The 18993-nt window shown below is 69.2% G+C and carries 20 protein-coding genes; 14 read left to right on the forward strand and 6 right to left on the reverse strand.

Annotated elements, in window-relative coordinates; genetic code table 11:
* Window positions 1-46: 46 nt before the first annotated feature.
* Entirely contained in the window at window positions 47-433 is a 387-nt protein-coding gene (locus CFB47_RS29375) for a tautomerase family protein (RefSeq protein ID WP_089463102.1), read from the forward strand.
* Window positions 434-492: 59 nt separating this feature from the next.
* Here the strand turns inward: CFB47_RS29375 and CFB47_RS29380 are convergent, their stop codons facing one another.
* Window positions 493-2076, reverse strand: coding sequence for an ATP-binding protein (locus CFB47_RS29380; protein WP_089463103.1), 1584 nt, complete (start codon window positions 2074-2076; stop codon window positions 493-495).
* Window positions 2077-2219: 143 nt separating this feature from the next.
* On the opposite strand from CFB47_RS29380, the gene CFB47_RS29385 reads away from it, so the two are divergent.
* The 5 genes from CFB47_RS29385 to CFB47_RS29405 all read left to right on the forward strand — a co-directional run bounded on the left by CFB47_RS29385 (window position 2220) and on the right by CFB47_RS29405 (window position 6381).
* Window positions 2220-3413 (forward strand): acyl-CoA dehydrogenase family protein, encoded by a 1194-nt coding sequence (locus tag CFB47_RS29385; RefSeq protein ID WP_089463104.1) that lies wholly within the window; start codon window positions 2220-2222, stop codon window positions 3411-3413.
* A gap of 94 nt (window positions 3414-3507) precedes the next feature.
* Window positions 3508-3885: a hypothetical protein gene (locus tag CFB47_RS29390; RefSeq protein WP_011356094.1), complete on the forward strand. Its 378-nt coding sequence runs from the start codon at window positions 3508-3510 to the stop codon at window positions 3883-3885.
* Between the two features lie 8 nt (window positions 3886-3893).
* A complete protein-coding gene (locus CFB47_RS29395) occupies window positions 3894-4415 on the forward strand; it encodes a nuclear transport factor 2 family protein (protein WP_089463105.1) in 522 nt (173 codons plus the stop codon).
* 38 nt (window positions 4416-4453) lie between these two features.
* A complete protein-coding gene (locus tag CFB47_RS29400) occupies window positions 4454-5578 on the forward strand; it encodes an amidase (RefSeq protein ID WP_089463106.1) in 1125 nt (374 codons plus the stop codon).
* 59 nt (window positions 5579-5637) lie between these two features.
* Window positions 5638-6381 carry an SDR family NAD(P)-dependent oxidoreductase gene (locus tag CFB47_RS29405; RefSeq protein ID WP_089463585.1) on the forward strand — a complete coding sequence of 248 codons (744 nt, stop codon included), beginning with the start codon at window positions 5638-5640 and terminating at the stop codon, window positions 6379-6381.
* 46 nt (window positions 6382-6427) lie between these two features.
* On the opposite strand, the gene CFB47_RS29410 is transcribed toward CFB47_RS29405, so the two are convergent.
* Complete coding sequence (locus CFB47_RS29410; protein WP_089457670.1) at window positions 6428-7060, reverse strand: response regulator transcription factor; 633 nt, start codon at window positions 7058-7060, stop codon at window positions 6428-6430.
* 352 nt (window positions 7061-7412) lie between these two features.
* Here CFB47_RS29410 and hpaC point away from each other — a divergent pair, with 352 nt between their 5' ends.
* Entirely contained in the window at window positions 7413-7958 is a 546-nt protein-coding gene (hpaC, locus tag CFB47_RS29415) for a 4-hydroxyphenylacetate 3-monooxygenase, reductase component (protein ID WP_069252858.1), read from the forward strand.
* Between the two features lie 20 nt (window positions 7959-7978).
* On the opposite strand, the gene CFB47_RS29420 is transcribed toward hpaC, so the two are convergent.
* Both CFB47_RS29420 and CFB47_RS29425 read right to left on the reverse strand, forming a co-directional pair.
* Complete coding sequence (locus tag CFB47_RS29420) at window positions 7979-9247, reverse strand: YbfB/YjiJ family MFS transporter (protein WP_089463107.1); 1269 nt, start codon at window positions 9245-9247, stop codon at window positions 7979-7981.
* Window positions 9248-9473: 226 nt separating this feature from the next.
* Window positions 9474-10019: an alpha/beta hydrolase gene (locus tag CFB47_RS29425; protein WP_089463108.1), complete on the reverse strand. Its 546-nt coding sequence runs from the start codon at window positions 10017-10019 to the stop codon at window positions 9474-9476.
* A 117-nt stretch (window positions 10020-10136) separates the two neighbouring features.
* On the opposite strand from CFB47_RS29425, the gene CFB47_RS29430 reads away from it, so the two are divergent.
* From CFB47_RS29430 to CFB47_RS29435, 3 genes are all read left to right on the forward strand, one after another.
* The gene (locus CFB47_RS29430; protein WP_011356102.1) at window positions 10137-10592 is read left to right on the forward strand and encodes an Lrp/AsnC family transcriptional regulator; all 456 of its coding nucleotides are present in this window, start codon (window positions 10137-10139) and stop codon (window positions 10590-10592) included.
* A 365-nt stretch (window positions 10593-10957) separates the two neighbouring features.
* Complete coding sequence (locus CFB47_RS41830) at window positions 10958-11080, forward strand: hypothetical protein (protein ID WP_006766865.1); 123 nt, start codon at window positions 10958-10960, stop codon at window positions 11078-11080.
* Between the two features lie 58 nt (window positions 11081-11138).
* The gene (locus CFB47_RS29435; protein WP_089463109.1) at window positions 11139-12092 is read left to right on the forward strand and encodes a leucyl aminopeptidase; all 954 of its coding nucleotides are present in this window, start codon (window positions 11139-11141) and stop codon (window positions 12090-12092) included.
* 16 nt (window positions 12093-12108) lie between these two features.
* On the opposite strand, the gene CFB47_RS29440 is transcribed toward CFB47_RS29435, so the two are convergent.
* The gene (locus tag CFB47_RS29440) at window positions 12109-12618 is read right to left on the reverse strand and encodes a GNAT family N-acetyltransferase (RefSeq protein ID WP_089463110.1); all 510 of its coding nucleotides are present in this window, start codon (window positions 12616-12618) and stop codon (window positions 12109-12111) included.
* Between the two features lie 55 nt (window positions 12619-12673).
* Window positions 12674-13705 carry an AraC family transcriptional regulator gene (locus tag CFB47_RS29445; RefSeq protein WP_089463111.1) on the reverse strand — a complete coding sequence of 344 codons (1032 nt, stop codon included), beginning with the start codon at window positions 13703-13705 and terminating at the stop codon, window positions 12674-12676.
* 145 nt (window positions 13706-13850) lie between these two features.
* Between CFB47_RS29445 and CFB47_RS41310 the strand changes: the two genes are divergently transcribed.
* The 4 genes from CFB47_RS41310 to CFB47_RS29460 all read left to right on the forward strand — a co-directional run bounded on the left by CFB47_RS41310 (window position 13851) and on the right by CFB47_RS29460 (window position 18942).
* Window positions 13851-13997 carry a hypothetical protein gene (locus CFB47_RS41310; protein WP_179258993.1) on the forward strand — a complete coding sequence of 49 codons (147 nt, stop codon included), beginning with the start codon at window positions 13851-13853 and terminating at the stop codon, window positions 13995-13997.
* A gap of 26 nt (window positions 13998-14023) precedes the next feature.
* Window positions 14024-15739, forward strand: coding sequence for a GMC family oxidoreductase (locus CFB47_RS29450; RefSeq protein ID WP_089463112.1), 1716 nt, complete (start codon window positions 14024-14026; stop codon window positions 15737-15739).
* Window positions 15726-18176 carry an alpha/beta hydrolase fold domain-containing protein gene (locus tag CFB47_RS29455; protein ID WP_089463113.1) on the forward strand — a complete coding sequence of 817 codons (2451 nt, stop codon included), beginning with the start codon at window positions 15726-15728 and terminating at the stop codon, window positions 18174-18176. Before CFB47_RS29450 ends, CFB47_RS29455 begins: the two co-directional genes overlap by 14 nt.
* Window positions 18177-18387: 211 nt before the next feature.
* Window positions 18388-18942: a protein tyrosine phosphatase gene (locus CFB47_RS29460; RefSeq protein ID WP_089457664.1), complete on the forward strand. Its 555-nt coding sequence runs from the start codon at window positions 18388-18390 to the stop codon at window positions 18940-18942.
* Window positions 18943-18993: the final 51 nt, after the last annotated feature.

The raw sequence follows: 18993 nt of genomic DNA on the forward strand, positions 1-18993 counted from the left end.
CGCCAGCGCAACGGTGAGCCGGTCACCTTCACCTTTCCCGACGACCATGCCCACACTCGAAGTTTTCCTGCCGACCGGTCATGACGACGCCCGCAAGGCCGAACTGATCGCACGGCTGACCGGTGCGACCGTCGAATCGATCGGCGCACCGATCGAATCGGTGCGCGTGCTGCTGACCGAATTGCCCGCAACGCACATCGGCCTCGGCGGCCGCAGCGCCGCCGACGGCGCACCACCATCGCTGCCCGTGATCGTCGCGATCCTGATCGCCGGCCGCACCGATGAGCAGAAGCGCGCGCTGATCGCCGCGCTGTCGGAGACGAGCGCCAGCGTGCTCGACGCACCGCTGCAAGCGACCCGCGTGATGATCAAGGACATCCCGAACACCGATTTCGGCATCGGCGGGCAAACCGCACGGGCGCTCGGGCGCTGATCATGCGCTGCGCGCGTGCCTGCCCGCTCATGCCCCGCGGCCGCCGGGCGGCCGCGGCATCAAGCATTTCCCCGCGACGACGCGTCCGCCTGAGCCTTCGTCCCGGCGAGCGGCAGCGTCACGCGGCAGTCGAGCCCGCCGCCAGCGGCCGGGCTTGCGGCGATCCGGCCGCCGTGGCGCGTGACGATGCTCTTGCACAGCGACAGCCCGATTCCGTTCCCACCGGCCTTCGACGACGAGAAGCCGTCGAACAGCCGGTCGTGCGCATCGGCCGCGATACCCGGGCCGTTGTCGATCGCGCGCAGCTCCGCATGCCCGCCGAGGTTCGCCGTGCCGAGCGTCAGCATGCGCGGCACACGCTCGCAACCGGCGAACGCCTCGATCGCGTTGAACGCGAGATTCAGGATCACCTGCCCGATCAGCACGCGCTCGCAGCGGATCGGCAGCGGCGCGTCGGCCTGCACGATCGTGACCGTCACGCCGGCCTCTTTCGCGCGCAGCTCGATGAAATACGCGACGTCCGCGAGAATGTCGCGCAGGTCGGCGAGCGCGACGACCGGTTCGCGCTTCACGATGAACTCGCGCACGCTCTTGATGATCAGCGCCGCATGCTCGGCCTGCCGGTCCGCGCTGCGCAGCCCCCAGATCGCATCGTCGATCGCGCCGCGCGCGTTCAACCGCTGCACCGCGCCTTCGATGAAATTGCGCACGGCCGCGAGCGGCTGGCTCAGCTCGTGCGCGATCACGCTCGCCATCTCGCCCATCGCGTTGTAACGGCCCGAGTGTTCGAGCATGCGTGCCTCCGCGCGGCGGGCCTCCTCGATCGCGACTTCGTCGCTCACGTCGCGGAACTGCACGAGCAGGCCGTCGAGATCGTCCTCGATCTCGACCTGCCGGCACAGGATGCGCAGCCAACAGGGCGAGCCGTCGCGCCGCACGATCCGGTAGCGCTGCGGCGCCGACGGATACGCGGACGGCGCATCGCGCAGCTGCGCGACGAGCCGGTCGCGGTCGGCCTCGGAGCAGTAGTCGAGCACCTCGCCGAGCGCTTCGTCGGGCGCGAGCCCGAGCACGCGGCGGCCCGACTCGCTGATGAACTGCACGCCGCCGTGCGGCGTGACGACCGCGATGCCCTCGTCGAGGTCCTGCATGAATTCGCGCAGCCGCGCCTCGTAGCGGCGCAGTTGCTGGCGCACCGCCTCTTCCGCGCTGATGTCGCGGAACTGCACCATCACGACGTCGCGCCCGCGCAACGGCACGTAGGTGGCGGTCGCCTCGGACAGCATGTCGACGCCCGTGCGCGACCGGTAGCACCACTCGTACACCTGCGGCCCGTCGACGAGCGCGCGATCCCACGCGCTCACGGCAATTTCGCGCTGGTATTTCGGCTCGGGGCGCGTCATGTCCGGCGCCTTCAGCGGCAGCAGCTCCTCGACGGAAAAACCGAGCGCGATGCACGCGGCGCGGTTCGCCCACACGATCGCCTTGGTGTGCGCGTCGTGCAGCAGCACGCAAGTCGTCAGCGCGTCGAGCAGCCGGTGGAAATCGTCTTCGTCGGGAAAACTCATGATCGGCTTCGGATGAGGCCGCGCGGCATCGCGCGGCCGGAAACCCAACATAGCACCGGCGCGCGCCGCCCGCATCTGAAGATTTCTTTAGTGCGGCACGGAACGTCACCAGTCGCGCGGCTTTTCGTCCCAATTGCTGCGCGTTTTCGGCGTTTCTAGACTGCTTGCATCGTCGTGACCACCCCGCATTCGAACCCCATCCGCCCCAGGAGACAGCCATGCCCCACGCCGCCCTTGCCCTCGATACCGCACCGGGCGCCCCCCACGCGGCCAGCGAACCGGCCGCCCGGCTGTCGCCGCTCGACGTCGTGATCGAGACCGTCGCCGCACGCCGCGAAGAATTCGACCGCCTGTCGCACGTGCCGCGCGACGTGATCGCGCTGTTCAAGCAGGCCGGCATCTATCGCGCGGGCACGCCGCGCCGGTTCGGCGGCGATGCGCTCGCGCCGACCGCGTTCCTCGACATGATCGAGCGGATCGCGACCGCCGACGGCTCGGCCGCGTGGGTCGCGAGCTTCGGCTCCGCGAACGTGTATCTCGCCGCGCTGCCGCTCGAGACCCAGGCCGAGCTGTATGCGAGCGGCCCCGACCAGGTGTTCGCGGGCGGTTTGTTCCCGGTGCAGCCGGCCCAGCCCGCGCCGGGCGGCTGGCGCGTGAACGGCACGTGGAAATTCGCGAGCGGCTGCAAGGGCGCCGACTGGCTCGGCGTCGGCATCGCCGTGCCGGGCGCGCAGGACGCCGCGCCGAACAAGCCGCGCACGGCCGTGTTCCGCGCGGCCGACGTCGAGATCGTCGAGAACTGGAGCGTGGTCGGCATGCAGGGCACCGGCAGCCACGACCTGCGCGTGGACGACCGCTTCGTGCCTGAAGCGTGGACCTTCGTGCGCGGCGGCGAGCCGACCGTCGACGAGCCGCTGTACCGCTACCCGACCGTCGCGTATGCGGCGCAGGTGCTCGCCGTCGTGAACCTCGGCCTCGCGCGCGCGGCGCTCGACGTCGTGAACCGGATGTCGGGCGGCCGGCAGACGACGACCGGCGCACCGCGCCTCGCCGATCGCGCGTACTACCGCATCGAGCTCGCGAAGGCCGAGGCGCAACTGCGCTCGGCGCGCGCGTTCTTCTACGACGCAACCGACGGCGTGTGGCAATCGATCCTCGCCGGCAACCCGGTGACGCCCGATCAGGTCAGCCTGCTGCGGCTCGCGGCCACGCAGATCGCACGCGAAGGCGCGAGCGTCGTCGAACGCGCGTACCGGCTCGGCGGCACGGCGGCGATCTATCGCACGCACCCGCTGCAGCGGCTGCTGCGCGATGCGATGGTCGTCACGCAGCACGCGTTTCTCGGCGAAGGCAACTTCGACGGCGCCGGCGCGGTGTTCACCGGCGTCACGCCGTTCCCCGGCTATCTGTAACCTGCATCGACCGAATTGTTTTGAACGCGCATGAAGCCGACGCACCGTCGCCGGCCGGTTCATGCGCCCCACCGATTCCTCTGGAGAACCTGATATGTCCGATTCGAATCCGCTGCCGCTGCGCGTCCTGTTCTGCTGCGGCGTGTCGCAAAACTTCTTCGACCTGCCGCGCGAGAAAATCGGCGAAGTGTGGCAGGCGTACGGCGCGATGCTCGCCGCCGTCGAAGCGATGCCCGGCGTGCGCGTGCTCGGCGTGATGGACGACGACCGCCTCGTGGTCGGCCAGGCCGACGGCGCGCCGTGGACCTTCTACATCATGGCCGACGTCGCCGACTTCGACACGACGGTCGCCGTGTGCAACCTGTATCGCACGACGCCGGTCGGCGAATACAACCTGTGGCGCTACGGCAAGATCGAAGCGCGCGTCGGCCGGGCGCTGACGGTGCCGCCGGCCGCGAAGCCCGCGGCGTGAGGCGCGCGATGACCGACCTGTCCCCCGGCCTGATCGATGCGCTCGCGCAGCGCCTGGCGGCGCTCGACGCCGAACGCGCGGTACGCGCGACGATCACGCGCTACATGGCGCTGTGCGACGTGCCCGAGGATGCCGGCGACGGCCCGTCGCTCGCCGCGCTGTTCACGCCCGATGCCGTGTGGGAAGGCATCGGCCCGCAGTACGCGCAAAAGTTCGGCCGCCTCGAAGGCACGGCCGCGATCGTCGCGATGCTGGGCCGCTACCTGCCGCCCAATCCGCACTTCTCGGCGAACCTGCACTTCCTCACGTCGGAGTCGATCGAAATCGGCGTCGGCAACGCAAGCGCGCGTGGCCGCTGGATCATGCTGCAGGCGTCGCGCTACGCGGACGGCTCGGCCGAACTGATCGCCGCGCGGCTGACCGTCGATTTCGCGCCGGCCGCTGACGGCGCTGCGTGGCTGATCCGCCATTTCCGCACCGAACGCGTACTCGACGGCCCGTGGCCGCTCGCCGCCGCGCCGCGGTCCTGATTCCTGCTCCTTTCCACCGCTTGCTCACGATACCGACCATGACAGGCTTCATCGACACCTTCACGCTCGGCGGCCCCGGCCCCACGATCGCGATCAAGGACACGATCGACATCGCAGGCTATCCGACCCGCGCGGCGAGCCGTGCGCTCGCCGACGCACCGCCGGCCACACAACACGCGGACGTCGTCCGCCTGCTGCTCGACGCGGGCTGGCAGATTGCCGGCAAGGCGAACATGCACGAGCTTGCGTTCGGCATGACCGGCATCAACGACTACACGGGCACGCCCGTCAATCCGCAGGACGCGGCGCGCATTCCGGGCGGCTCGTCGAGCGGTTCCGCTTCGCTCGTCGGGCTCGGCACGGTCGATGCGGCGCTCGGTACCGACACCGGCGGCTCGATTCGCGGGCCGGCGGCCTGCTGCGGCGTGGCCGGGCTGAAGCCGACGTTCGGCCGCGTATCGCGGCGCGGCGTTGCGCCCGTCGACACCACACTCGATTGCGTCGGGCCGTTCGCACGCGACATCCGCACGCTGGTTGCGGTGATGGCCGCGATCGCGCCGGGCTTCGATCGTGCGCAAGCCGCGGCCTCCGTGGCAGGCTGCACGGTCGCGCACGTCACGGTCGATGCCGATCCGGCCATCGCCGCCGCACTCGACGCGGCCGTACGCGCATCGGGCCTGCACGCGCACGCGGTCGTGCTCGACGACATGCCGGCGTCGTTTGCCGCCGGGCTCACGGTGATCAACGCGGAAACGTCGCGCGCGTTCGGCCATCTCGTCGAAACCGGCAAGCTCGGCGCCGACCTCGATGCGCGATTGCGTGCGGCCGCAACGACCACGCCCGCGGCATTGCGAGAGGCCGAAGCCGTACGTGCACGCTTCACCGCACAGGTCGACGCCGCGCTCGAACACGCGGACGTGCTCGTGCTGCCGACGCTGCCCGCGCTGCCGATCACGCTGCAGCAGGCGCGCGATGGCGTATCGGTGATCGCGATGTCGTCGCTGATCCGGCCGTTCAACCTGAGCGGCCATCCGGCGCTCAGCCTGCCGCTGCCACTCGCCGGTTCGCCGCTGAAGGCCGGCCTGCAGATCGTCGGGCGCAAGGGCGCGGACGAGCAGGTCTGCGCGATTGCGGCACACTTCGAAACGGCACTCGCCTCATGAACCACGATGCGGGCGCGACATCGACGGATGCGCGCTCGCGAACCACGGAAGCACACACCATGTCAGACCGAGTCGTCCTCGTCACCGGCGCCGCGCGCGGGCTCGGCGCCGTCATCGCCGAACGTTTTCATGCGGCCGGCTACCGCGTCGCGCTGGCCGATATTGCCGCCGACGCGATCCAGGCACACGCACGCGAACTCGACCCGCGCGGCGAACGGGCGATCGCGCTGCCGCTCGACGTCACGTCGAAACGCGATTTCGAAGCCGCGCGCGATGCGCTCGTCGCACGCTGGGGCACGATCGACGTGCTCGTGAACAACGCGGGCGCCTCGAAGGTCGTGCCCGCGATGGAGATCACGGCCGAGCAGTTCGACCAGGTGATCGATGTAAACCTGCGCAGCGTGCTGTTCGGCTGCCAGGTGTTCGGCCAGTATTTCGCGACGCGCGGCGCGGGCCGCATCGTCAACATCGCGTCGCTTGCCGGGCAGAACGGCGGCTCGGCGACGGGCGCGCACTACGCGGCCGCGAAGGGCGGCACGCTGACGCTGACCAAGGTGTTCGCGCGCGACCTCGCCGCGCAGGGCGTGACCGTCAACGCGATCTCGCCCGGCCCGCTCGATTTGCCGATCGTGTATGAAAGCGTCGCGCCGGAGAAGCTGCGCCAGGTGCTCGCGAGCCTGCCGGGCGGCAAGCTCGGCTCGGCCGGCTTCGTGGCGGACGCGGCCGTGCTGCTCGCGTCGGGCGACGCGCATTTCGCGAACGGCGCGTGCTGGGACATCAACGGCGGGTTGTACATGCGCTGAGCGTCGCGCATTGCGTGCAGCGCTTCGCCGAAGCCGCGGCGAGCCCCTATCGCGACGCGTCCCCGTCGTCGCCCCACACGACCATCACGTCGCGCACGAGCGCGGCGATCGACGTCGCGCCGAGCTTCTCCTTGATGCTCGCGCGATGCACGTCGACGGTCTTCACGCTGATCGACAGGTCCGACGCGATCTGCTTGCTGCCCTTGCCGTCCACCACGCCGCGCAGCACTTCCTTCTCGCGCGCGGTCAGCGCATCGAGCCGCTGGCGCAGCTCGCGATGACGCTGGCTCACCGCATGCCGCTGCTGCGCGAGCCGAAGCGCGCGTTGCACGCGCTCGAGCATCTGCTGCGAGTTGTACGGTTTCTCGACGAAATCGATCGCGCCGTTCTGCAGCGCGCGCACGGACATCGGGATATCGCCGTGCCCGCTGACGAAGATCACCGGCAGCGTCGCGCCGCGCGCGTTCAGTTCCGCCTGCACGTCGAAGCCGCTCTTCTCCGGCATCCGCACGTCGAGCACCAGGCATGCAGGGAGGTTCACGTCGAAGCGCGCGAGAAAATCGGCGGCGTTCGCGAACCCTTCGGACGCGATGCCGACCGATTCGAGCAGCCACGCGAGCGACGTCCGCATGCCGTTGTCGTCGTCGACGATGTATACGATCGGTGCGGGTGACGTCATCGCGGGTGTCTCACTGAATATCGGTATCGGTATCGCACGCGCCGCATACGGGGCCGGTTCCGGCTCGCCGCGCGCGTCGTTCGCAGGGGGTGTGCGGCACATCATATCGAGCCGAAAACCCGCTGAACACCCCTTCACGGGCCGCATGAACGTGCAATCCCGATTTTTTTCGCGCGGTGCGCCGCGCATCTAGGTAGAACCTTTAGACGCGTTGGCGAGAACGCCATCTCCATCGTCAATCGTGCGAATGGTCGCCGGCATTTTCGCGTCGTACGCTTGGGTCATCGTCGGCGAACCGGCGCTGCACCGGCAGCGCCACGCGATCGCCGCGTTCGTCCAACCAGGAGCGCCCATGTCTTCCACGACCGATATCCAGCGACCGGCACGCGTCGAGCCGAGCGACGCGCAGAAGGCCTTCCGGCAAGCGATGGCCCACCTCGGCGCGGCCGTCAACGTGATCACCACCGCCGGGCCGCACGGCCGCTGCGGCATCACCGCGAGCGCCGTGTGCTCCGTCACCGACACGCCGCCGACGCTGCTCGTGTGCCTCAACCGGTCGAGCGCGATGCGGGCGACGTTCGAACGCAACCGCCACGTCTGCATCAACGTGCTGCCGGCCGAACACGAGCAGCTCGCCCGGCATTTCGCGGGGCTCACCGACCTGCCGATGGAACGGCGCTTCGACCTGCCCGTGTGGGATCGCGGCGAGCAGGACGTGCCCGTGCTGCGCGACGCGCTCGCGAGCCTGCAGGGCACGATCGCCGACATGAAGGAAGTCGGCTCGCATTCGGTGATGTTCATCGAGGCGACGTCGATCCGCGTGCGCGACGACGGCGACAGCCTGATCTACTTCAGCCGTGCGTTTCATCGCGTGTCGCGCACGGCGTGCGTGCGGTGAATGCCGCCTCTCGCGCGTGATTACGCGGCGGCACGCAACGCGCGCTGCCCGGCCGCGAGCGCGGCGCCCGCGAACAGCGTCAGCGCCGAATACACGAGCCCGCGCGCGAGCCCTGCACTGTCCGACACCCAGCCGATCGCAACCGGCCCGGCGATCTGCCCGAATGCGAAGACCGTCGTGAACGCGCTGATCCCCTTCGCCCAGCCGTCGGGCGGCAGGTTGTGGCGCACGAAGGCCGTCGTCGATGCGACGGCCGACAGGAACGTCGCGCCGAACAGCACGCCCGACGCGAACGCGGCCACCGGATGCACGAACATCGCCGGCATCAGCGTCGCGATGCCGAGCAGCGCGTTGAGCACGGCGAGCGCCTGGCCGCCGCGCATCCGGTCGAGCAGCCCCGACCACAGCCGCGCCGACACGACGGTCGCCACGCCGAGCATCACGTAGAACGCGGCAACCACCGTGCCGCTCATCCCCGCGCCGCGCAACAGCGCGACGATGAAAGTCATGTAGCCGATGTAGCCGACGCCGAACAGGCCGTAGCCGGCGAGCGCGAGCGCGAAGCGCGCGGGGCTCGCGGTCGCGGCCGGCGCCGCACCGCCGCGCGGCGCCGTCGGTGCCGCGTGCATGCGCTCGATGCGCCGCGCGGCCGACACGGCCACGGCCGAGAACAGCACGCACGCGAACGCGAGCGCGAACCACGCGGGTTGCCAGCCGTGTACGCCGTGTGAAAGCGTCGCCGGCACGAGCAGTGACGATGCGACGATGCCCCATCCCGTGCCGCCGTAGTAGAGCCCGAGCAACAAGCCCGCATCGCGTGGCGACGCCGATGCGAGCCGCGCGGCCAGCACGCCGCCGCTGATGAAGATCAGCGCGCTGCCGACGCCGGTCGCGAGCCGCTGCAAGAGGAGCGCATGCATGCCGGACGTGAGCCCACATGCGGCCATCAACAGCGCAGTCAGCACGCATCCGGCCGCCAGCAGCGAGCCCGTGCGCCAGCGCCGCGACAGCCACGGAAACGCGAGTGCGCCGACCAGGTAGCCGGCCGCGTTCGCTGTGTTCAGCGCGCCGGCCTGCGCGAACGTCCAGCCGAGATCGGCCTTCATCGGCGGCAGCAGCAGCGCATACGAAAAGCGCGCGAGGCCGAGCGCGATCGCGCTGCCGAGCGACAGGCAGATCGCGAGCCGCCACGCGGCGATGCGATCGGGGTCACGTTCGGGGAAGGTCCTGGTCGCGCCGGTGCCAGGCCGCGACGGGCCGGCCTGCTCCGGTTGCGGCGCTGCGCGCATCGCGTGTCTCCTTGGTCGTTCGAAGCCGCGGCCAGTCGTGACGGCGGCACCGGTGTTCCGCACGCGCCCATCCCGACTGTCGAGGCTTCCGATTCTGTCGGAAGATCATACTTGAGCCGTCGCGGGCCGGCATGCGTTCGCGGCAGGAACCCGGCCACCGCAGCCGGATCGTCCACGCATTGCCCGCCGCAAGCCATCGCGGGCGCACGTCCGCCGCTTGCCCGCGCTACCCCCGCAATCCCGCCATGAAAGCCGTGAACAACGCGCGTCCCTCGGGCCATTCCGCCAATCCCGCTTCCGTATTCAGATGGCCGCGCGGGCCGAGCAGCAGCGGCGTCGCGCCGCGTGCTTTCGCCCACGCCATGCCGCGCCCGGACGGGTCGTACCCGTCATCCGAACTGGCGATCGCCAGCACCGGCAAGCCGCCGAAATCGCCGTCCGGCACATGCGCGAACGCACGGGCCGCAGCCGGAAAACGCGGGCCGCCCGGATCGGGCACCGCCACGAGCCACGCACCGCGCACGACGCGCGTCGACGCCGCCCGCCAGTGCGCGAACAGCAGGCACCCCAGCGAATGACAGATCACCACCGGCGGCGACGCGGCTTGCGCAACGGCTTCATCGAGCGCCGCCATCCAGTCGCGCAGGTCCGGCGCATCCCATGACGCCGGCGCGATGCGCACGGCGCCCGGCAGCGCGGCCTCCCAGTGGCTCTGCCAATGATCCGGTCCCGAGTTGCCGATCCCCGGCACGATCACGATCGTCTGGTCCATCTCCGTCTCCACGAATAAGCGAGCTCGCAGTCTGGCCTGCCGGAAACCGGCCGGGAATGGCAAATCATCGGATATTGAGACAATATGCCGATGAATTAACGGAGCGGGAAAGCGGACATGTCGAACGGAGAGCTCGATCGCCTGGATCTGTCGATCCTCGAGGCGCTGCAGGAAAATGCACGGATGCCGCTGTCGGAAGTAGGCCGCCGCATCGGCCTGTCGCAGCCGGCCACGTCGGAGCGCGTCAAGCGGCTGGAAGAGCGCGGCATCATCGCGGGCTACGGCGCGCGGATCGATCCGGCTGCGCTCGGGTTGGGGATGATGGCCATCATCCGGTTGAAAACCACGCATGAACACATCAAGCCTGCGCTGCGCGCGTTCGCCGAGATGCCGCACGTCATCGAGGTCCACCGGATGACCGGCGAGGATTGCTTCCTGCTGAAGGTCCTGGTGCCGACACCGGGTCAACTCGAAACCATCATCGATGCGATCGCCCGCTTCGGCGCGGTCACGACGTCGCTGGTGCTGCGCTCCGAGCCGGCCAAGCCGCTCGGCAAGGCGCTGCTCGGTTGACACGCGCAGCGGGCCGCTGACGCGCCGCCGATGACCGGCGACGCGTTCGCGCGCACGCAGGGTTGCGGCGATTGAATTCCCAATGAAAAATCGCCGAATGCAATACAACGCTCGGAATTCCCGTCATTGAAAAAATGACATCGAATCCGTCATTCGCTTTATCCGTGTTTTACGTCACGCGCCCCGCCAATCCCCCGTGTTTAGCACGCTTCGGCTAAAAACCTTGCAACGCATTGCATTCGCAAATTCGTCAGACTAATATCAACGCCACTCGTCGCGCATTCACGAAATGCGTGATGAGGAGTGGCAACTTTTTAGCCGCGCTTTCATGTTGAATCACTCATGTTCACCACAGGAGAATTGACATGCAGGACACTCAGCAGATCGAATTGCTTGACTGGATGCAGGAAGACACGCACCCCGAGGCCGTCGACATGATGGTCGAGGACGCCGTAGTGCCGTTCGGCACCGCGCTCTGGCCGGTCTGAGCGGGCCACCCGTTCTTGCGGAAGGGCCGCGGCCCTTCCGCCGCTTCCGGAGACACGCATGCTGAACCTGCATCGCGCGCTGGGCTTCCACCCTGCGCTGCGCGACAAGCTGGCGCGCGGCGAGTCGGGAAAACTGCTGGTCGGCCATGACACCCGCAACCGCGACATCGCATTGCGCGCGTTTTCCGCCCTCCCCGATTCGCTCGACGCGACCACCCTCTGCCTCGAAAGCACCCCACCCGCCGATATCGCCGCCGCGCTCGATCGCGCCGATCTGTTCGTGCTGCTGTACGACTCGTCGTGCCTGCCGACGCCGTCGCCGAGCGGGCCGCCGTTTCTCGCCGCGATCCGCCCCGCGATCGTCGAGCACTGGAGCAAGTCGGTGCTGTTCAAGGATTACGGCCCGCATCTCGACGAGGCGTTCGCCGAATCGCTCGACGACATCGCCGCACGCAACGGCCGGCTGATCGACGCAGCCACACGCGCGTCGCAGATCCGCTTCATCGACGAAGCCGGCAACACGCTGACGGGCTCGCTCGCGCCGGACCAGAAATGGACAAGCGTGGACGGCATGGGCAACCTCGACGTCGTGCCCGGCGAGATCGCGACGCACGTCACCGACCTCAACGGCACGGTCGTCTTCAGCGGCACGTTTCTCGGCACCGTGCCGTTCGCGATCAAGTACAAGGTGGCCGAGCAACTGGCCACGCTGCGCGTCGAGAACAGTACGATCGTCGGGTTCGATACGGATAACGAAGGTTTCCGGCGCGACTTCTCGACCTATCTCGACCGGCATCCGAATCACCGGCGGATCGAGGAATTCGGCATCGGCACGAACCTCGGGATTCGTGGGCTGTACGGCCGCAACGCGGGGTTCGAGGAACGCCATCCGGGCCTGCACCTCGGGCTCGGCGGCGGCGAAAACGGCAGCCACCATCTCGACCTGATCTTCGCGCGCGGCACGCTCGCGCTCGACGAGCGGATCGTGTTCGACGGCGCGTTCGCCGTCTGACGAAGCGGCTGCGTGCTCAGGCTTCGGCGGCCGCCGGGTCGCCGAGCCACTTGACCATCACGAGGCTGTCGACGAAACCGAGCCGCGCGTGGCGATACGCACGCGGCAGGCGGCCGACGATTTCAAATCCCAGCTTCTGCCACAGCGCGACCGCCACTTCGTTGGTCGACACCACCGAGTTGAACTGCATCGCGAGGAAACCGCGCTCGCGTGCGACCTGCTGCGAGTGCTCGCACATCAGGCGCGCGACGCCGCGGCCGCGCGCGGCCTCGCTCACCATGTAGCCGCAGTTGCTCACGTGATTGCCGGGGCCGCTGGCGTTCGCCTTCAGGTAGTACGAGCCCAGGAGCACGCCGTCCTCTTCGGCGATCCACGTGCACAGCGGCGCATCGAGCCACAGTGCGCGCGCCGCTTCCTGGGTCGGCGCTGCATCGAATGCATAGGTTTCCTGAGCGGCGACGATCGCGCGATAAGTCGGCCAGAAGCGCGGGAAATCGTCGTCGGTCATCGGGCGAATCGTGATCATGCGGAGTCTCTCGTGATGGGAATGTCGGCAGGCACGCCAGCGATCGTACCGTGATTCAGGAACGGCTGCCGTCCCGTTGCGCCGCGCTGCGATACGCGCCCGGCGGCACGCCGTACCAGCGCTTGAACGCCTGCGAGAAGCTCGACAGGTCGCTGAAGCCGAGCCGCTCCGCGACTTCCGCGAGCGACAGCCGCGCGTCGCCGAGCAGCGTCTCGGCCATCGCGCCACGCGCCTGCGCGAGCAGTGCGCGGAACGTCGTACCCTCCTCCTGCAACCGGCGCTTGAGCGTGCGCGGGCTCGTGTTCATCAGCCGCGCCATGTCCTCGAGCGAGAACGGCGCGGGGCCGGGCGTCGCGCTCAAATACTGGCGCACCATCTCCGACGTGCCCACGCGCGCACGCCGCGCTTCGAGCAGCTGGCCGCACATCTGCTCGCACATCGACACCGTCAGCGGATTCGCGTGCGGCAGCAGCCGGTCGAGAAACGCGCGGTCGAAAGCGAGGCTGTTCGCACGCGCCGAGAACACGGGCTCGATGCCGGCGATGCGCGGCACCGGCATGGCAGGCATGCGCGCTGCCTGCACGGTGAAGCGCGACAACGCGAATGTGTCGTCGCCGATTTCCTGCAGCAGCACGGCCGCGGCCGTCATGTCGCGCTCGACGAGAAACCGGCTCAGCGTGCCATCGAGTTCCGGCGCGCCGAAATTGAGCATGCACGTGCCGCCTTCCTCGCGGTACGTGATCACCGTGAACGCATAGGTGAGCGGCAGGAAGCGCAGCGCCAGCGCGAGCGCGTCGCGTGCGCTCGCGCTGGCGATCAGCCCGTAGCCCCACACGCCGTACGCGGAGAAGTGATAGCGCTGGCCAACCTCGAACCCGAGGCCCGGCGCATGCCCGAGCGCACGCAGCAGGTTGCCGGTCAGCCGCAGTTCCTGCGCGGCCGTCACCTCGACCTTCGGATCGTCGAGCTGCGCGTTGGCGAGCCCCGTGCCGGCCAGCAGCGTCGTGTGCGGCACGCCGCGTTCGTCGCCGAAATCGACCAGCAGCCGGGCGCTGGCCGGACTCCGGGTGAAATCCCAGAAGCTCATGCGGAGAAACCCTCGAAGCGCCGATTTGGCCCAAATACTAAAACAATTGTCCCGAAGCAGCATTGGTGTTTTCCCATGCGGCCAGCACCATCGGCGTCATCCAGTCGTCATCCGAACGACGCCATCGCCCCCCGGAGGAGACACCATGCGACCGAATCGCCCGACCGATCCCGCAGCTCGCTTCGCATACCGGCGCGACGCTTTCGTCGCGTTCGCCCGCAGCCCCGCGCCGCCGCTCACGCCCCGCCTGCCGCACACCGGCCGCCCGGGCACGCTGCCGCGCCTCGCTTGATCCATCGACCCTCGGAGGACGAATCCATGAGCAAGACTTTCGACTACATCGTCGTGGGCGGCGGTTCGGGCGGCAGCGTCGTCGCCGGGCGGCTGACCGAGGACCCGGCCGTGACCGTCTGCGTGCTCGAGGCCGGCGGCCGCGGCGACGGCACGCTCGTCAACGTGCCGACCGGCGCGGTCGCGATGATGCCGACCCGCATCAACAACTGGGCCTTCGACACGGTGCCGCAGCCGGGCCTCGGCGGGCGCATCGGCTACCAGCCGCGCGGCAAGGTGCTGGGCGGCTCGTCGGCCATCAACGCGATGGTCTATATCCGCGGCCATCGCGTCGACTACGACGGCTGGGCCGCGCTCGGCAACGAAGGCTGGAGCTACGACGACGTGCTGCCGTACTTCCGCCTGAGCGAGCACAACGAGCGCTTCGACGATGCGTGGCACGGCCGCGACGGCCCGCTGTGGGTGAGCGACCTGCGCACCGGCAACCCGTTCCATGCGCGCTACCTGGAAGCCGCGCAGCAGGCCGGCCTGCCGCTCACCGACGATTTCAACGGCGCGCAGCAGGAAGGCATCGGCCTCTACCAGGTCACGCAGAAGCACGGCGAACGGTGGAGCGCGGCGCGCGCGTACCTGCTGCCGCACGTCGGCCGCCGCGACAACCTGACGGTCGAGACGCATGCGCAGGTGCTGCGCATCCTGTTCGACGGCACGCGTGCGATCGGCGTCGAGGTGCGGCAGCGCGGCGAGGTCCGCACGCTGCGCGCGCGGCGTGAAGTCGTGCTCGCGGCCGGCGCCCTACAAACACCGCAGTTGCTGATGCTGTCGGGTGTCGGCCCGGGCCGCGCGCTCCAGCAACAGGGCATCGCGGTGCACGCCGACCTGCCCGGCGTCGGCCGCAACCTGCAGGATCATCCGGATTTCATCTTCGGCTACCGCACGCGCAGCGTCGACACGATGGGCGTGTCCGCGGGCGGCGGCCTGCGCATGCTGCGCGAGCTGGTGCGGTTTCGCCGCGAGCGGCGCGGGATGCTGACGTCGAATTTCGCGGAAGGCGGCGGCTTCCTGAAGACGCGCGCCGAGCTCGACGCGCCGGACATCCAGCTGCACTTCGTCGTCGCGCTCGTCGACGATCATGCGCGCAAGCTGCACGCCGGCCACGGGCTGTCGTGCCACGTGTGCCTGCTGCGGCCGCGCAGCCGCGGCTCGGTCACACTGAACAGCGCCGATCCGCTCGCGGCGCCGCGCATCGATCCCGCGTTCTTCGACGATCCGCGCGATCTCGACGACATGGTCGCAGGCTTTCGCCTCACACGACGGCTGATGGAAGCGCCGGCACTCGCCGGCTGGACCACGCGCGACCTGTTCACCGCGAACGTCAACACCGACGAGGACATCCGCGACGTGCTGCGGCGGCGCACCGACACCGTGTATCACCCGGTCGGCACGTGCAGGATGGGGCACGACGCGCTCGCCGTCGTCGATCCGCAACTGCGCGTGCGCGGCCTGCAGGGGCTGCGCATCGTCGATGCGTCGGTGATGCCGACACTCATCGGCGGCAACACCAACGCGCCGACGATCATGATCGCCGAGAAGGCCGTCGACCTGATTCGCGGCGTGTGCCGCACGTCGGTACAGCCGCAACGCGAAACCGTCAGGACAACGACGGAACGCGACACCGTTCCTGCCGCGTGTACCGCGCACGATGCCATCCAGCCCGAGGAAACCCGCCATGTTGTCGCCTGATACCGCTCGCACCGCCGACTCCGCCGCCCCGCTCGCGGCGATCATCATCGGCGCCGGTTTCGCCGGCATCGGCATGGCGATCGCGCTGCAACGCGCCGGCATCCACGATTTCGCGATCGTCGAACGCTCGCACGACGTCGGCGGCGTGTGGCGCGACAACCGCTACCCGGGCGCCGCCTGCGACGTGCCCTCGCACCTGTACTCGTTCTCGTTCGAGCCCAATCCGGCGTGGTCGCGCGTGTTCGCGCCGCAGCCCGAAATCCATGCGTACCTGCAGCATTGCGCGCGCAAGTACGGCCTCGCACGCTACCTGCGCTTCGGCGCCGAGGTCACGCACGCCCACTACGACGAAGCCGCGGCGCTGTGGCGCGTCACGCTCGCCGACGGCACGACGCTCAGCGCCGCCGTGCTCGTCAGCGGCACCGGGCAGTTGAGCCGCCCCGCGCTGCCCGACCTGCCCGGCATCGACACGTTTCGCGGCCGCGCGTTCCACTCCGCGCACTGGGATCACGACTATTCGCTCGCCGGCAAACGCGTGGCGGTGGTTGGCACGGGCGCGTCGGCGATCCAGTTCGTCCCGGCGATCGCGGGCGATGTGAAGCAACTGGTCGTATTCCAGCGTTCGCCGGCCCATGTGATGCCGCGCCCCGACCGCGCGTACCGCCCGTGGGAGCAGGCGCTGTTCCGCCGGTTGCCGTGGGCGATGAAGCTGCATCGCGCCTCGATCTACCTGCGCTACGAATCGCGCGCGATCGCGTTCACGCGGCTGCACAAGCTGATGAAGGTCGCGGTCGGCCGGCCGTTCCACACGCTGCTTGCACGCGACGTGCCGGACCCCGCGCTGCGCGCACAACTCACGCCCGACTATCCGATCGGCTGCAAGCGCATCCTGCTGTCGAGCGACTACCTTGCCGCGATGAGCCGCGACAACGTCGAGCTCGTCACGCAGCGGATCCGGCGCGTGACGGAGGACGGCATCGAGACCGTCGACGGCGTCCAGCATCCGGTCGACGCGATCGTGTACGGCACGGGGTTCGCGGCGACCGCGTTCCTGTCGCCGATGCGCATCACGGGCCGCGACGGGCTCGACCTCAACGACGCGTGGCGGCGCGGCGCGCAGGCGTATCTCGGGCTCACCGTGCCCGGTTTTCCGAACTTCTTCATGCTGTACGGCCCGAACACCAACCTCGGCCACAACTCGATCGTCTATATGCTCGAAAGCCAGATCGCGCACGTGATGCGCTGCCTGCGCACGATGCGCCGCGATGGCGCGCGCGAGATCGACGTCGATGCGCGCCGCTACCGGCGCTTCAACGTGCATGTGCAGCAGCGGCTCGAAGGCTCGGTGTGGAACAGCTGCAAGAGCTGGTACGTCGATGCGTCGGGCCACAACAGCACGAACTGGCCGGGCTTCACGCTGACCTACCGGTGGATCACGCGCTTCACCGGGATGAGCGCTTATCGCTTCACGCATCCGTTGCCCGAGTCGGCCGCACCGGCGCGCGACGTGGTGATCGCGCCGCCCGCCGGCCGGCTGGAGGCGCTGACCGCCGCATCGCTGCGCGGCTTCCTGCGGGTGGCCTTCCGGCCGCTGATCGGGCCGCCGTTCGGCGCGCGCATGCAGCGGTGCGTGGTCGCGCTGCTGTCGCCGCTGATGCCGGGCACGCGCGGCACGCTGCGCTACCGCACGTCCGCGCATCGCGTGCCGGTCGAAGTCGTGGCGCCGAAACGCGGCGACACCGGCGGCGCGATCCTCTATCTGCACGGCGGTGCATTCTGTCTCGGCGGGCCGCATACGCATCGCGGCGTGACGACGCGGCTGGCGAACGGGGCCGCCCTGCCGGTGTGGGTGCCCGACTACCGGCTGGCCCCCGAGCATCCGAGCCCGGCCGCGCTCGACGATGCGCTGGCCGTCTACGACGCGATGCGCGCGCAAGGCCACGCGCCGCACCGGATCGTGATCGCCGGCGATTCGGCCGGCGGTGCGCTGGCGCTCGCGCTGGCCATCGCGCTGCGCGAGCGCGGCGAGCCGGCCGCCGCCGCGTTGCTGCTGATCTCGCCCGTGACCGATCCCGCGCTCGGCGGTGCGACGCTGGCTTCGCGGCGTCATGACGATCCGATGATCCGTCGCGGCTGGCTCGAACAAGGGTTGCGCTGGTATCACGGCGCCGGTTCGGTCGCCGCCCGCGGCCCGCTCGACACCGAACTGCGCGGCCTGCCTCCGATGCTCGTCCAGGCCGGCGACCAGGAGTTGCTGCTGTCGGATGCGCAGCGGCTGGCCCGTCATGCGCGGGCCTGCGGCGTGCCGTGCCGGCTGGAGGTTCATGCGGCGCGCTGGCATGTGTTTCATCTGCAGGCGTTTTACCTGCGGTCGGCGCGGGATGCGTTGCGGACGCTGGCGGGGTTTGCGGCGCAACGGGTGGCGATAACGGCGTGACGACGAAGCAGTCACGCGCCGCGATCGCGGCCGTAGTTGGCGGCCGCCCCGGTCGGGTGCGCGGTGCATGCGCCGTCACCGGACCCGTTTGCCACGAAGCGACGTCGTCTTGCAAAAACCGGCCGTTTATTTTTTTCCGTCGCAGGCGGCCGTCATGATCTTCCGCAAGCCCCGGCGCGCCGCCGGGGTTCCCCACCCTCGCGGAGACATCATGAAAAGAAGGCACACCCTCAACACGCTGGCACTGCTTTGTTGCGTCGGCATCCAGTGCGCGACGTCTGCATTCGCCGACGAGCCGAAGAAGGTGGCGTTCGTCGACACCGGCAACACCGGGCGCAGCGTGATGGCCGAAGCGATCGCCGGCCAGTTGATCGCGCAGCGCCACGCGCACATCGCGGTGATTTCACGTGCGGTCGACGAAGATCCGTATGACGAAAAGCCCGAAGAAAACGGCGTGATCCTGATGAAGCGCCGTGGCATCGACACGTCCGCGCATCGTTCGGTGCAGTTGAACGCCAACGACATCAAGCATTCCGACGTGATCCTGACGATGACCGACAAACACAAGGAGAAGGTGCTTGCGCTCTATCCGTCGGCCGCCGGCAAGGTGTTCACGCTTGCCGAGTATGCGTCCGGGAAGCACGTCGACGTGCCCGACGCGTGGGGCAAGCCGATCGATTTCTACGAATCGGTCACGGCGCAGCTCGACACGTACATCCCGGCGGCGCTCGACAAGATCGCGACGGCCGTGCCGGCGAAGCAGTAATGTCAGGAGGCCTGTCGGCTCGTCAGGCGCGCGATGCGCCGGTGCCGACAG

This window comes from Burkholderia sp. AU27893 (assembly GCF_002223205.1).
Lineage (GTDB): Bacteria > Pseudomonadota > Gammaproteobacteria > Burkholderiales > Burkholderiaceae > Burkholderia.